Raw genomic sequence first — 15,870 nt, 5'->3', positions numbered from 1 at the left:
TGTCCGGGACGACGTCGGCCGTGTCGCGGCGCAGCAGCAGCAACGCCGGCTTGCCGTCGGCCAGCAGGTAGCTCACCCGTTCGGCCGGGTGCCCGGGATCGATGGGCAGGTAGGCGGCGCCGGTCTTCAGCACGGCGAGCAGCGCCACGATCAGGTCGGCCGAGCGGGGCAGCGCGAGCGCGACCCGGCGTTCCGGGCCGATGCCGTGGGTGATCAGGTGGTGGGCGAGCCGGTTGGCGCGCGTGTCCAGCTCGGCGTAGGTGAGTCGCGCGCCGTCGTGGACGACCGCGGTCCGGTCGCCGTCCTCGATCGCCCGCGCCCGGACCAGATCAGGCAGCAGACCGGCGGGCGCCGGCCGCTCGGTGCGGTTCCACTCGGTCAGTACGCGGCGACGTTCTCCCGGTTCCAGCACGTCGATGGCGCTCACCGGTCGGGCGGGTTCACTGAGGAGCGTCCGCAGGACTCGGGTGAACCGGCGCGTGACCGCCTCGGCGTCGGCCCGGCCGAACGTGTCGGGCCGGTAGTCCAGGTGGTAGCGCAGGCTTCGGCCCGGCCCGACGATGAGCGCGAGCGGATAGTGGGTGGCGTCTCGGCTGTATACCTTCGCCAGCCGGGGCCCACCGGCCAGGCCGGGCACACCGGCGCCGCTCGACGGGTAGTTCTGGAAGACGTAGAGCGTGTCGAACAGTTCGCCCTGCCCTGGCACGGCGGTGAACCGCCGCAGCGCGCTCAGGCTGAGGTGCTGGTGCGCGAGCAGGTGCGCCTGCTCGGCGTGCAGGCGGCTCACCAGGTCGCCGAGCGGCTCGCCGTAGCGGACCCGCAATCGCAGCGGAACGGTGTTGATGGTCAGGCCGACCATGGTCTCGATGCCGTCGATCTCGGGCGGCCGCCCGGAGACCGTCACACCGACCACCACGTCGTCCCGGCCGGTGAGGCGGCCCACGGTGAGCGCCCACGCCGCCTGCACCACGGTGTTGACCGTCACCCCGCGCTCCCGTGCCCACGAGGTCAGCTCCGCGGTCTCCGTCTCGTCCAGCCGGCCGTGCACCTGTTCCGGGATGACCGGCTCGCGGGCCGCGCCCGCGGCCACGAGCGTCGGCTCGCTCAGGTCACCGAGGACGCCGCGCCACGCCTGCTCGGCGGCGGCCCGATCCTGCGCGCTCACCCAGGACAGGTAGTCGCGGTAGGGACGAACCCGGGGCAGTGCGGCGGCGTCGCCGCCGTAGAGCGTGAACAGCTCCCGGACCAGAATCGGCAGCGACCAGCCGTCCAGCACGATGTGGTGGTTGGTCATCACCAGGCGCTGCCGCCCGCCACCCAGGTCGATGAGCAGAAACCGCAGCAGCGGCGGCCGGGTGAGGTCGAAGCGGCGACTGCGGTCCTCGGCGACGAGCCGTTCGGCCTCCGTCGCACGACGCGGATCGGGTACCTGTGACAGGTCTGCTTCCTGCCACCCGTCCGGCACGTCGGTGAGGACGAGCTGCGCCCACTCCCCCGATCGTCGCTGACGAAAACAGACCCGCAGCGCGGCATGCCGGGCCACCAGCGCGCGGGCCGCGGCGCGCAGGCGTGGCGCGTCGACGGGCTCGGCGAAGTCGAAGACGACCTGTCCGGTGTAGACATCCGTGCCGGACCGGTCGAACACGTGATGGAACAGCAGCCCCTCCTGCAGCGGGGAAAGCGGCAGAATGTCCTCGATCGCGCCAGGCTGTTGGCTCACTGAAGCGGCTCCCACTCGGCTCGCAACTCGTCTTCGAACTCTTCGATCTCGCCCTGCGCGATGGCGGTCAGCCCCACGTCCGACGGGGTCAGCCCGCCGGCCTGCGGCTCCCGCACGTGCCGCGCCAGGCCGTCCAGCGCCGCGAACCAGTCCTCGGCCAGCTCCCGGACGGACGCTTCGTCGAGCAGGTCGCCCGCCCAGGTCCAGCGAGCACGCAACAGTGGACCGTCCGGGGTGTCCGCCACCGCGGCGTCGACATCGACCACGTGCGCCAACGGCACCTCGGGCGCCTGGTCGGCACCGGTGTCGAGGCCCGCCATCAGCGTCCAGCCGGTGCCGTCGTCCACGGCGTAGCGGCCCAGGTAGTTGAAACCGATCTGCGGCGCGGGCAGGGCGCGCAGCTCATCGGCGGTCGCGAGATTCAGGTAACGCAGAAGGCCGAAGCCGATGCCGCCGTCGGGACACCGGCGTAGCTGCTCCTTCACTCGTTTCAGCACCCGCCCCGCGTCTGGCCCGCCCGCCCGGAGGCTGTCCGGGTCGTGCTTGCCGGGCGTCAGCCGCACCGGGTAGACGGCGGTGAACCAGCCCACCGTTCGGGACAGGTCGGCGCGGCCGACCGCGTCCTCGGCGCGGCCGTGGCCCTCCAGGTCCAGCAGGACGTCGTCGGCGCGCTGTCCCCGGCGGCGGCGCCAGTTCACGACCGCGGAGGCGAACGCGGCGAGCAGCACATCGTTGACACCGACCCGGTATCGCGCCGCGGAGGCGCCGAGCACGGCGGCGGTGGCGGCGGTCGGCAGGGTCAGCGTGACGCTGCCCGCGGTGGCGTTGGTGTCCCGGGCGGGGTCGAGGGGGCGCTCGCCCAGCGGCGTGTCCGGCGATGTGAGCACCTCCCGCCAGTGGGGCAGTTGCCTGACCCAGTCCGGTCGCTCGGTGACCGCCGCCAGCCGGGTGGCCCAGCCGCGGAACGATGTGCCGGTCGGCGCCGGCGCGGGCGCCCCACCGGCCGCCACGGCCGCCACCGCCTCGCTCAGGTCGGTCACCAGGATGCGCCAGGACACGCCGTCCACCACGAGGTGATGGGCGACCAGCAGCAGCAGGCCCGTCTCGCGTTCGCCTCGGTCCAGCCAGAGCGCGCGCAGCACCGCGCCAGCCGCCGGGTCCAGGTGGCACCGGATCGCCGCGCCCTCCCGTGCCAGCAGGGCGCGGCAGTCGTCCTCGCCGAGGCCGGCGGCGTCGACACGGTGCAGGCAGTCGCCAGCCGGCACCGATCCGGGCCGGGTGGTCCATAGCTGCCACCCGGCCGGTCCGACGCGCAGCCGGGCTCGCAGCATGTCGTGCCGGTCCAGCACCGCCTGCAGGGCCGTGGTGAGGTCCGCCTCGGACAGCCCGGCGGGCGCCCGCAGGAGCTGGGACTGCGCGAAGTGGCGTGCCGCGCCCGCCCGCTCGGCGAACCGGTGCATCACCGGGGTCAGCGGGACCGCCCCGACGCCGTCGTCCACCGGCTCTCCGGCATCGTCCGGCGGCCCGCCGGACGAACCCTCCAGCGCCGCCAGCCGGGCCACGGTCTTGTGCTCGTACACATCGCGGACGCTCACCCGCAGGCCCGCTCGGCGGGCGCGGCTGACCAACTGGATCGACATGATGCTGTCGCCGCCCAGCGCGAAGAACTCGTCGTCCACGCCGACCTCGGACAGGCCGAGCACCTCGCAGAACAGCCCGCACAGCAGTTCCTCACGGCCGTTGGCCGGACCGCGCCCTCCGGGCGTGCTGCCGTAGTCGGGCGTGGGCAGCGCGCGGTGGTCCAGCTTGCCGTTCGCGGTCAGCGGCAGCGCCGGCAGCACCACGAACGCCGTCGGCACCATGTAGCCGGGCAGCGACCGGGCGAGGTGCTCTCGCAGTTGCGCGGCGCCCGGTGCGACGCCGTCGGCCGGTACCGCGTACGCCACCAGTCTCCGGTCACCCGGACGGTCCTCGCGCACCCGGACGGCGGCGTGCGCGACGCCGGGGTGCCGCAGCAGCACCGCCTCGATCTCGCCCGGCTCGATGCGGAAGCCGCGGATCTTCGCCTGGTCGTCGGTGCGGCCCAGGAAGGTCAGCGTGCCGTCCGCCCGCCACCGGCCGAGGTCGCCGGTCCGGTACATGCGTTCGCCGTGCGCACCGTACGGGCAGGCCACGAATCTCCCGGCGGTCATCGCGGGATGGTTGAGGTATCCGCGGGACAGGCCGCTGCCGGCGACGTACAACTCACCCGCCATACCGACCGGGACCGGACGCAGCGCTGCGTCCAGGACATAGACCCGGACACCCGGCAGCGGGCGCCCGATCACCGGATGCGCACCGGTCACCGGTGCGATAAGCGTGTTCACGGTGCATTCGGTCGGTCCATAGTGGTTGTAGACCGCCACGCCGGGCAGCCGGGACCATCGTGCCCAGGACGCGGGCCCGATCTCCTCCCCGCCGACCAGCACCGCACCGGGCCGGTCGGCGCCGTCGTCGAAGAGACCGGCCTCCACCAACACGGCCAGGTGCGCCGGGGTGCAGTTGAACGAGTCGATCCGGTGATCTCGCAGGTAGCGGATCAGGCCCACCGCGTCGCGGTTGAGCCGGTCCGGCACCAGATGCAGGGCGGTGCCGTGGAACATCAGTGCCAGTTGCTTGACCACGGCGTCGAAGCTGAAGCCTGAGGTGAGCGCCGTCGTGTGCGGTGGTCCCCAGAGCAGCGGGTGGTCAAGCGCCGCGGGCAGTCCGGCGCAGAACGCGCGGACGGCCCGGTGCGGGACGACCACACTCTTCGGTTCACCGGTCGATCCGGAGGTGTAGATCAGGTACGCCGGGTGTTCGGGCCTCAGCGGGGTCAGGCGTTCCTGGTCGTGCAGGTCGGTGTCGCGCGTGGGGTGTGCGCCGGTGTCGTCCGTCCGCAGCCGCGGCACCCCGGAGTCGACGGCCGCTCCGGCATCGTCGGCCAGCACCACCGTGGGCCGCGCGTCGTGCACCATGAAGCGGATCCGCTCGGCGGGCAGGCGAGCATCGAGGAAGACATAGGCGCCACCGGCCTTCAGCACCGCCAGGACGGCGACCATCAGCTCGGCCGTGCGGGGCAGCGCGAGGGCAACCACCCGCTCCGGGCCGACACCGGCCGTGACCAGCCGCCGTGCCAGGCGATTGGCGCGCCGGTTCAGCTCGTCGAAGGTGAACCGGACCCCCTCGGCGACCACGGCGATGTCGTCGGGGGTGCGCCGCACCTGCGCCTCGAACAGCTCGGAGACCGGGCCGTCGGCGGCCGGACGGCCGGTGTCGTTCCACTCGTTGAGGATCCGGTGCCGTTCGTCCGGCGCGACGAGGTCGAGGTCGCCGACGCGGCGGCCCGGGTCGGCTGCCGCCTCGGCGAGCAGCCGTCGCGTGCACTGCGCGATCGACTCGGCCGTCTCGCGGCTGAACAGATCGGCGCGGTAGCTCAGCACGCCACGAAGCCCTCCCGCCGCGCCCCCGGGGCGGCGGCGCGCAACCAGGCCGAAGGAGAGGTCGAAACGGGCGGTGCCGGTGGGCACGCGCAGCGGACGCACGGTGAGGCCGGGCAGACGCCCGGCGGCGTCGAAGGCAGCGCTCCGCTCGCTGCTGTCCACGGTCAGCATGACCTGGAACAGCGGATGCCGGGCGAGCGATCGCTCCGGGTTGAGCGCGTCGACCAGGCGGTCGAACGGCACCTCCTGGTGCGCGTAGGCGGCGAGGTCCGTTTCGCGTACCCGGGTCAGCAGCGTCCGGAAGCTCGGGTTGCCTCCGAGGTCCGTGCGCAGCACGAGGGAGTTGACGAACAAACCGACAAGCGGTTCCAGCTCCTCGTCGAGGCGGCCCGCGACCGGCGTGCCGATCGGGATGTCCGTGCCCGCGCCGAGCCGGTGCAGGACCGCGGCCACCGCCGCGTGGACCACCATGAAGAGGCTGGTGCCGGTGTCGCCGGCCACCTTCGTCAGCATGGCGTGCACCTCGGCGGGCACGTCGAACTCGATCTCTGCGCCGTCCGGCGTGGAGTCCGCGGAACGCGGCCGGTCGAAGGGGAGCGCAAGTTCCTCCGGCAGCCCGGCGAGCGCGCCGATCCAGTAGCTCAGCCGACGGCCCTCGGGGCTGCCGGGATCGTCGGCGGCACGCAGCCGCCGCTGTTCCCACAGCGCGTAGTCGGCGTAGGTGACCGACAGCACCGGCCACTGCGGCGGACGCCCGGCGTGCCGGGCGGCGTAGGCGGTGACCAGGTCGCCGGTGAGCGGCGCCAGCGACATTCCGTCCGCGGCCACGTGGTGCACGACAAGCAGCAGCACGTGCTCTGGCGCGCCGGGCGGCGCGTCTGTCACGGTCAGCAGCGTCACCCGCAGTGGCGCGTCGGCCGCCATGTCGAAGGGCTGGCACGCGGCGTCCCGCAGCGCGGCGTCCAGGCCGGCAGCGGTGACCGGCAGCGTGCGCAGCGCGGGTGCCGCCGTACCGTCCAGCACCACCTGGTAGGGCCCCTGCTGGTCGCTGCGCAAGACGGTGCGCAGCGGCTCGTGCCGTCCGGCCACGTCGCGCACCGCATCGGCGAGTGCTGGCACGTCCACCGTTCCGGTCAGGTGCAACGCCCCGACGATGTGATAGGCGGCGCTCGGGCCTTGGAGGTGGTGCACGAACCAGAGCCGGCGCTGCGCGGACGACAGCGGGATCCGGCTGGGGCGCGGTTGCACCGGCGTCACCGGTGGGCGTGCCGCCTCGGTGCCGTGCATCAGCGCGCACAGCCGTGTCACCGTGGGCGCCTCGAAGACCTGGCGGATCGCCACCTCCACGCCGAGCACGCGGCGGATGCGGGCAACCAGGCGGGTGACGAGCAGCGAGTGCCCGCCGAGGGCGAAGAAGTCCGCGTCGGCGGCGACCCGGTCCACGCCGAGGACCTCGGCGAAGAGCGCGCAGAGCAGTTCCTCGTCGGCGGTGCGGGGCGGTCGGCCCGCGTCGGCGGCGCCCGGTTCGGGATCCGGTAGCCGACGGTGGTCCACCTTTCCGTTCGCGGTCACGGGGATCTCGTCGAGGACCACGAAAGCGGAGGGCACGAACTGCCCGGGCAGGTGCGCCAGCGCATGGGCGCGTACCGACTCCGAGGTGGGGGCAGCGCCCGGCGCAGGCACCAGGTAGCCGACGAGCCGGGTTTCGCCGCCGGGACCGGGCCGGGCGAGCACCACGGCACGCTCGACCTGGGGGTGGGTGACCAGGCGCGCCTCGACTTCGGCCGGCTCGATCCGGACGCCGCGGATCTTCACCTGGTCGTCGGCGCGGCCGAGATAGACCAGTTCGCCGTCGGCGCGGCGACGTACCACGTCGCCGGTGCGGTACATGCGTTCGCCGTGCGCGCCGAACGGGCAGGCCACGAAACGGTCCGCGGTCAGGGCCGGTGCGTTCAGATATCCGCGGGCGAGTTGAACGCCGGCCAGGTAGAGCTCTCCGGCCACGCCCACCGGCACCGGCAGCAGATCCTTGTCGAGCACGTACAGGCGGGTGTTCCAGACTGGCAGCCCGATGGGGACCGAGGCGCTCGCCGGTTCGCCGTCGCCGCAGGCGTGATGGCTGACGTCCACGGATGCCTCGGTGGGACCGTACAGATTGTGCAGCGTGGCGGGCAGCAATGCGCGGAAGCGGTCGCGCAGGTCGGTGGTCAGCGCCTCGCCGCTGGAGATCACCCGGCGCAGGCTGGTGCAGCCTGCCGCCGCGGGTTCGGCCAGGAAGGCCCGCAGCATCGACGGCACGAAGTGGGCGGTGGTGATCCCGGCAGCACGGATGGTCTCCGCGAGGTAGGCCGGGTCCCGGTGTCCCTCCGGGCGCGCGGTCACCAGCACGGCGCCGGTCACCAACGGCCAGAACAGCTCCCAGACCGAGACGTCGAAGGTCGCCGGCGTCTTGTGCAGGACACGGTCGGCCGTGGTCAGCCCGTACTCGGCCTGCATCCATCGCAGCCGGTTCACGATCCCCTCGTGAGTGACCACCACTCCCTTCGGGCGGCCGGTGGAGCCGGAGGTGTAGATGACGTAGGCGGGGTGCTCCGGCCGGGGACGCACTCGGGCGGACGATGGGGCTTCGCCGTCGCCCACCATGAGCCGCGGGGTGTGATGCTCGGGCAGCCGGCCCGCCGCCGCCGCGGTGGTCAGGAGCAGCGTCGGGGCGGCCGCGTCCAGCAGATCGCTCAGCCGGTCCACCGGGTCGTCCGGGTCGAGCGGCAGGTAGGCGCCGCCCGCCTTGAGCACCGCCACCAGCGCGACCACCAGTTCGGCGGATCGGTGCACCGCGACGGCGACCGTGCCCTCCGGGCGGACACCGCGCGCGGCGAGCCGGGCGGCCAGCCTTTCGGCTCGCTCGTCGAGCTCCGCGTAGGTCAGCGTCATACCCTCGGCGATCACGGCGGGCGCATGCGGGGTCGCTCGGACCTGCGTCTCGATGAGGTCGGTCAGGGTGGCGGTTGGCAACGGGCGGCCGGTGTCGTTCCATGCGTGCAACACGCGTTCCCGCTGGGCCGGGTCGAGCACCTGCACGGTGCGCAGCGGCGCGCCGGGCTCGGCGAGCGCGTCGCCGAGAACCCGCAGCAGCCCGGCGGCCAGGGCCTCAGCGGTGCCCCGATCGAACATGTCGGCGCTGAACTGCACCACTGCGCGCATGCCGGCCGGGGCGCCGTCCGTGGACCACTGTTCGTCGAAACCGAAGAGCAGGTCGAACTTCGCGATACCGAGGTCGGTGGCCTCGACCGTGACCGTGCCGTCCAGCAATCGTCCGGCGGCCTCCGCCGTGGCTGCCTGGTCGGTGTTGTCGGCGACCAGCATCACCTGGAACAGGGGGTGCCGGCCGAGTGCCCGCTCGGGGCTGAGGACCTCCACCAGCCGTTCGAACGGCAGGTCCGCGTTCGCGTACGCCGCGAGGTCGGTCTCTCGGGTACGGGCCAGCAACTCCGCGAAGGTGGGGTTGCCGGACAGGTCGGTGCGGAGCACAACGGTGTTGAGGAAGAGCCCAGCGACCTCCTCGACGGCGCGGTCGCTGCGTCCGGCCACCGGAGCGCCGATCGGCACATCGTTGCCGGCGCCGAAGCGGGCCAGCGTGATGGCGAGCGCCGCCTGCATCACCATGAAAACGCTCACCGCGTGGTCCCGGGTCACCTGGTGCAGCCGCCGGTGCAGTTCGGCGGGGACCTCGAACGAGACCCGTCCGCCGCGCTGCCCCCCTTGGGACGGGCGCGGACGGTCCCGCGGCAGGTCCAGCTCGACCGGCAGACCGGCCAGGGTGGTGCGCCAGTGATCTAGCTGCCGGGCGGCGAGCGAACTCTCGTCGTCCTCGTCGCCGAGCAGATCGCGCTGCCAGAGCGCGAAGTCCGCGTACTGCACCGCGGGCGGGTTCCAGCCGGGCGTGCGCCCGTCCCGGCGGGCGGCGTAGGCGGTGGCCAGGTCCCGGAGCAGGACGGGCACGGTGGCTCCGTCACCCGCGATGTGGTGCAGGACCAGCAGCAGCACGCATCGGTCGGGTCCGGGCACGAACAGGTGAGCGCGCAGCGGAATCCGCTCGCCGAGGTCGAAGCCGGACCGGGCCGCTTCGCGCAGCAGGTCGTGCAGGTCCTCATCGCCGACCTCGGTCACGGTCAGTTCCACCGGCGTACCGGTCGGCCGGATCACCTGGTACGGACCGTCCACGTCCTCCTGCACGACGGTGCGCAACGCTTCGTGCCGATCGATCGTGTCGCCGAGCGCGCTCCGCAGAGCGGGCACGTCCAGACGACCGCTGACCCGCAGCGTCAACGGGATGTTGTAGAGCGGACCGGGGCCTTCGAGCTGGTGCAGGAACCACAGCCGCCGCTGACCGTGCGACAGCGGCAGGCGCGCCGGCCGGGCGACAGCTCGCACCGGCGGCCGGGCGGTGTGTGCTCGCGCGGCGAGCACGTCGCAGAGCCCGGCCACGGTCGGTGTCTCGAAAAGCTGCCGCATGGTCAGTTCGACGCCGAACGCCGTGCGGATGCGCGCGATGAGCGCGGTGCCGAGCAGCGAGTGCCCGCCGAGGTCGAAGAAGTTGTCGTCGACCCCCACCGCCGGACGGCCCAAGACACCGCTGAAGAGTCCACAGAGGAGTTGCTCACGCGGGTCGCGCGGCGCCCGCCCGGCACCCACCGCGGAGGCCTCCGCTGCGGGCAGGCGGTGACGGTCGACCTTTCCGGCGAGATTCACCGGCAACGCTTCCAGGCGCACGAAGAGTGCGGGCACCATGTAGCCGGGCAGCCGGGCGCTCAGGTGCGCGCGCAGGGCCGTGTCGTCCGGGCCGCCCGCCACGTAGCCGACCAGGCGCTGGGTGTCGGGGGTGGGTCCGTCGAGCAGCACGGCGCACTGCCTGACGTCGGCGCAGGTCGCCAGCGCGGCCTCCACCTCGCCCAGCTCGATCCGGTAGCCGCGGAGTTTGACCTGGTCGTCGGTGCGGCCGAGAAACTCCAGATGACCGTCGCGGCGCCACCGGGCCAGGTCGCCGGTGCGGTACATGCGCGCGCCGGGCGGTCCGAACGGGCAGGCGGCGAAACGCTCGGCGGTCAGTCCGGGCCGGTCGAGGTAGCCGCGAGCCAGGCCCACACCGGCGACGTACAGTTCGCCGGGCACGCCGACGGGTACCGCGCGGAGCCGGTGGTCAAGCACGTACACCCGGGTGCCGACCGCCGGCGCGCCGATCGGGACACGTCCGGGCTCGTCCGGCGCGACCCGGGCAAGCGTGGCCTCCACGGTGGTCTCCGTGGGCCCGTATGCGTTGAAGAGCGGCATCCGAGCCGCCCAGCGGGCGGCGATCCCGGCGCCGCAGGCCTCGCCGGCCACGACGACGGTGAGGTCGGAGGGGACCTCGGACGGGGACATGACGGACAGTGCCGACGGGGGCAGCGTGACGTGGGTGATGCGCTTCTCGGCCAGGAGTTCCTGGAGCTCCGCCCCCGGCGTGCGCCGGTCTTCCGGCGGCAGCACCAGCGTGGCACCGGACAGCAGCGCCATGCTGAGTTCGGAGACGGCGGCGTCGAAACTCGGCGAGGCGAACTGCAGCACCCGGCTTCCCGGGGTTACTGCGAAGGCGTCCACCTGCGTCGCGACCAGCGCGGCGAGGCCCCTGTGGCTGACCACCACGCCTTTCGGCTCGCCGGTCGAGCCGGAGGTGAAGATGACGTACGCCGGATGGTCGACGCGCGGCGCGGGTGTGGCACTGGGGCCACCGTCAGGCCCAGCGTCCTCGGCGCCGCCGAGGGTCAGGTGCGGGACGCCGTCGCTCGGCCACGGCACATCACCAGACGCCACGACGACGGCCGGTGCGCAGCGGTCGATGATCGCGCGGATGCGGGCAGGTGGCTGACTCACGTCGACGGGGACGAACGCCGCACCCGCCCGCATGGTTGCGATGATCGCGACGACCAGGTCGATCGAGCGCGGCAGGGCCAGCACGACGCGGTCCTCCGGTCCGATGCGGCGGGCCGACAGCCGGGCCGCGAACCGCTCGGCTCGTTCGCTCAGTGCCCGGTACGACAGCTCCTCGTTGCCTTCCTCCACCGCGACGGCGGCCGGGGTGCGGGCCACCTGCTCGGCGAACATCTGCGGCCAGGTGCGCGGGGTGACCTGCCGGTCCGTGCGGTTGACTTCGGCGAGCAACTCTCGTTCGCGGTCCTCCATGAGGTCCACGTCCGTGAACCGGCGGTGCGGGTCGGCCGTCATCGCGGCCAGCATCCGGGTCAGCCGGACGCCTATCGACGCGGCGGTGTCCGGGTCGAGGATGTCCTCGCTGTACCGGATGCCGCCGGTCATCCCGGACGCGGAGCCGTCCGGGGCGAACGTCTCGCCGAGGTCGATGGAGAGATAGAACTCGGCGCCGCCGGTGTCGGTCTCGATCAGTTGCACATCGAGACCGGTCAGCCCGGCAGCCGCCGCCGCGATGCCGTCCTGCCGGAACGTGTTCTGGTAGCTGAGCATGACCTGGAACAACGGGTGACGCGCCAGCGAGCGGTCCGGGCGCAGCAGGTCCACCAGCCGTTCGAAGGGCACATCCTGGTGGGCGTAGGCGGCCAGGTCTGTCGTGCGTACCCGGTCGAGCAGCTCGGCGAAGGTGCACTCGCCGGAGGTGTCGGTGCGCAGCACGACGGTGTTCACGAACACGCCGACGATCTCTTCGACGGCGTCCGCCCCACGCCCGGCGACGGGGCTGCCGATCGGCACGTCGGTGCCGCATCCCAGCCGGGTCAGCAGTGCCGCGAACGCCGCCTGTACCACCATGAAGACCGTGGTGCGGGTGTCGGCCGCGAGCCGCGCCACCTCGGCGTGCAGGCTCGCGGGGATCGTGTACTCCAGCCGCCTGCCGCGCCGGGAGGCGACGGCGGGCAACGGGCGGTCGGTGGGGAGTCGCAGGTCGTCGGGCAGCCCGTTCAGTGCCGACCGCCAGTACGCCAGTTGCCGGGCCAGCTCGCTGTCCGGATCGTCCTCGCTGCCCAGTTGCGCCCGCTGCCAGCGGGCGAAATCCGCGTACCGCACGGGCAGCGGGGCCCAGGCCGGTTCGGCGTTCGCGCGGCGGGCCGCATAGGCGGTCGCGAGGTCACGCACCAGGCGATCCATGGACCAGCCGTCGCCGGCGACGTGGTGGACGACGATCACCAGTACGTGCACGTCGTCGTCCGTGGCGAACAGGCACGCCCGCAACGGTGGCTCCGCGCTGAGGTCGAAACGGTGCACGATCTCGGCCTGCAGCGCGGCGTCGAGCCCACCGGCGGGCACCTCGGCCAGGCGCAGCGCGGTGCCGTCCTGCCGGGGCGGTAGAACGACCTGAAAAAGGTCGCCGTCCTCGGAGGTGAAGACGGTCCGCAGGGTGTCGTGCCGGGTGACCACGTCGTCGAGCGCGGCGGCGAGCGCCTCGGGTTGCAACGGACCGGTGAGCCGCAACGCGACAGGGATGTTGTAGGTGGCGGTCGCGCCGTCGATCCGTTCCAGGAACCACCATCGGTGCTGGGCGAACGACGCGGGAACGCGGTCCGCCGGGGACGTCGCGATCAGCGGCGTCAGTTCGCGGCCCGACGCCGGCCCGGTGCACAGCACGGCGAGTTCCGCCACAGTGGGCGCCTCCAGCACCTGCCGGACCGAGACGGCAGCGCCCAGCGCGGCCCGCGCCCGCGCGGCGATGCGGGCCGCGAGCAGGGAGTGGCCGCCGAGGTCGAGGACGTTGTCGTCGATGCCGATCCGGGGCAGCCCGAGCACCTCGGCGACCAGCGCGCAGAGAATCTCCTCCACCGGGTTGCGGGGTGCGCGGCCGGCGGGCCGGGACGCGGCCTCCGGCGCCGGCAGGGCGCGGTGGTCCAGCTTGCCGTTGCCCGTCAGGGGCAGCGCGGCGAGCACGACGACGTGCTGCGGCACAAGGTATTCGGGTAGCCGTCGGGCGAGCTCGCGCCGCACCGAGGCCTCCTCGATCAGCGCGCCCGGCGCCGGCACCACGTAGGCCACGAGGCGGCGATCGCCGGGGTGATCCTCCCGCGCGACTGCCGCCGCTGCCGCCACGGCGGGCAGGGCTCGCGCGGCGCTTTCGACCTCACCGGGCTCGATCCGGTGACCACGGATCTTCACCTGGACATCGGCGCGCCCGGCGAACTCCAGCAGACCGTCCGCCGTCCATCGGGCAAGGTCGCCGGTGCGGTACATCCGCGACCCGGACGGACCGAACGGCTCGGCGACGAACCGCTCGGCGGTCAGGTGCGGGCGGCCGTGGTATCCGCGCGCCAGGCCGGAGCCGGCGATGTACAGCTCGCCGACGACACCGGCGGGCTGCGGGCGCAGGGCTCCGTCGAGCACGTAGGCGCGGGTGTTCCAGAAGGGACGGCCGATCGGCACCGGGCCGGGACCCACCGGGTCCGCGGGCTCCAGCCGGTGTTCCAGGCAGTTGACTGTCGCCTCGGTCGGTCCGTACGCGTTGACGACGGTGACACCGGGGTGCCGCCGGCGCCAGCGTGCCAGCGCGGAGCCGGACAACGCCTCACCGCCGAGGATCAGGCACTCGCTCGGTGACGCCTCGTCCGGCAGCGCCTCCAGCATGTCGAGATGGCTGGGGGTGGCCTTGAGCAGCGTGGGCCGGGCGATCTCGGTCAGCGCCTCGGCTGCCAGTTCTGCCAGTTGCACGCAGCCGCCGCTGACCAGCGGTGTGAACAGCGTGGTCACGGTGAGATCGAAGGAGATCGGCGAGTGGGAGAGCGTCACGCCGTCCGCGGGGTACGCCGTCCGGGCCCGTTGCAGATAGGCGCCGAGTGACGCGTGCGCCACGACGACACCCTTGGGACGGCCGGTGGAGCCGGACGTGAAGATCATGTAGGCGGCGTTGCCGGGCCGGATCCGGTCATCGCCGGGTGGGCCTTGCGGAAGGCGTTCCCGCCTGCGGAGCTCCTCCGGCGCGTCGAGCGGGAGCACCCGGTCGGCGCTCAGGCCGAGCCGGGACGCGCCAGCCTGGTCGGTCAGCACCAGCGCGGCCCCGGCGTCCGCGAGGCGGGCACGAGTCCACTCCACCGGGTGTGCCGGGTCGACCGGGACGTACGCTCCGCCGGCTTTGGACACGGCCAGCAGCGAGACGATCAGATCCTCGGTGCGCGGCAGGACGACGCCGACGAAGGTCTCCGGTCCGACGCCGCGTTCCACGAGGCGGTGGGCCAGCCGGTTCGCAGCGGCGTCGAGTCCGGCATAGGTCAGCGTGACGCCCCGGCAGCGCAGGGCGTCCCGGCCGGGGGTGCGGCGCGCCTGCGCACCGAAGAGGCCGGGCAGCGAGGCCGACGGCAGTTCGCGTGCGGTGTCGTTCCACGTGCGAAGCACGAGCTCACGTTCACCGGCGTCGAGGATCCCGGCGCGCCCGACCGGCGCGGCCGGGTCGGCCAGCAGCCGGGTCAGCAGGCCGATGATCCGGTCGCGGTGCGCGACCAGGTCCGCCGTCCGGTACAGCGCCGGGTTGCCGTCGACGTCGATGCGGACGCCACCGGTGCCGTTGGCCGTGGCGTAGGCGTGCACGGCCAGGTCGCGCACACGTCCGGTGGACAGTTGCCGGGCGACCACCCGCTGGCCGGCGAAGTGGACCTCCTGGTCGAAGGTGACCAGGTTGATCACCGGGCCGGTGGGGGCCGGCACTTCCCGGCGCAGGTCCGCACCGCGGTAGCGCTGGTGGCCGGCGGCGGCCAGCATGCGCGCCGCGACGTCCACCAGCAGGGCGGTGAAGCTCCCGCCCGGATCCACCGTGAGGGGCACCGGCAGTTCGTTGGCGAGCATCCCCGGCGTCGTCGTGGCCAGGCGGGTGGTGCGGGCTGCGAAGGGCACCGCGAAGACCAGCTCGCGACTGGAGGTGAGGGCGTTCGCGTAGACGGCCACCGCCGCGGTGAGGGCTGCCGGCCACCGGGTGCCGTGCCGCTCCGCCATCGTCCGGAGGCCGGCGCTCACGTCCTCGGGGAGCCACGTGGTGACCCGCAGGTCGGCGTGGCCGGGTTCGGCGTTCCGGTCGGTCAGTGCCGTGGCTTGCGGAGCGGCGGCCAACGCGGTGAGCCAGTGGTCGTGGTCGCGGTCACGGCGCGCCGAGGTCTGGTAGGCGTCGTCTTCGGCCAGCAGCCCGGCCAGTGTGCCGAAGCCCGCCGGAGCAGGCTCGCGCCCTTCGGAGAGGGCGGTGTAGTGCTCCCCGATCCGGCGGCAGTGCAGCGTCTGTCCCCAGCCGTCGAGGACGATGTGGTGGTACCGGAAAAGAAGAAGATGCTGGTCGGGCGCCACCGTCAGCAACGTGTGGGCGAAGCAGGGACCGCTGTCGAGCGGAAACGGTTCCTCGACGCGGGCACGCATCCAGGCGAGGGCGGCGGCCTGCGGGTCGGGCGCGCCGCGAAAGTCGGCCCGCTCCAGGGCGCCGCCGGCCGCGACCGGCCGCTGCCAGGGTTCGCCGTCGGTCTCGCCGAAGCGCATTCGCAGCGCCTCGGTCTCGCGCACCGCTGCGCCGACGGCCTGCTCCAGCCGGCCGACGTCGAGTGCTCCGGAGAGCACGAAGTAGACGGCGCAGTTGTACAGCGCGTCCCCGGGGCGAAGCTGCTGGGCGATCCAGACCTCCCGCTGCGCCGCGGAGAGGGTTTGCCGCGTGTTCCCACTGTCGCTCAT

Annotated in this window: 2 protein-coding genes (1 of these 2 cut by a window edge); both read right to left on the bottom strand. The window is 73.3% G+C overall.

The window, feature by feature from the left end:
• Nucleotides 1-1,720 carry the beginning of a non-ribosomal peptide synthetase gene (locus tag IEY73_RS01845; RefSeq protein WP_189077243.1) on the bottom strand. 15,632 nt of this gene lie to the left of the window's left edge, so the window shows 1,720 of its 17,352 coding nt (coding positions 1-1,720); its start codon is at nucleotides 1,718-1,720; its stop codon lies off the left edge, out of view.
• Entirely contained in the window at nucleotides 1,717-15,870 is a 14,154-nt protein-coding gene (locus tag IEY73_RS01840; protein WP_189077242.1) for a non-ribosomal peptide synthetase, read from the bottom strand. Before IEY73_RS01840 ends, IEY73_RS01845 begins: the two co-directional genes overlap by 4 nt.

The sequence above is a fragment of the Mangrovihabitans endophyticus genome, from assembly GCF_014646155.1.
Taxonomy (GTDB): Bacteria; Actinomycetota; Actinomycetes; order Mycobacteriales; family Micromonosporaceae; genus Actinoplanes; species Actinoplanes endophyticus.
Note: the sequence above shows the minus strand (reverse complement) of the source record. Positions and strands in the feature narration are given on the sequence as shown.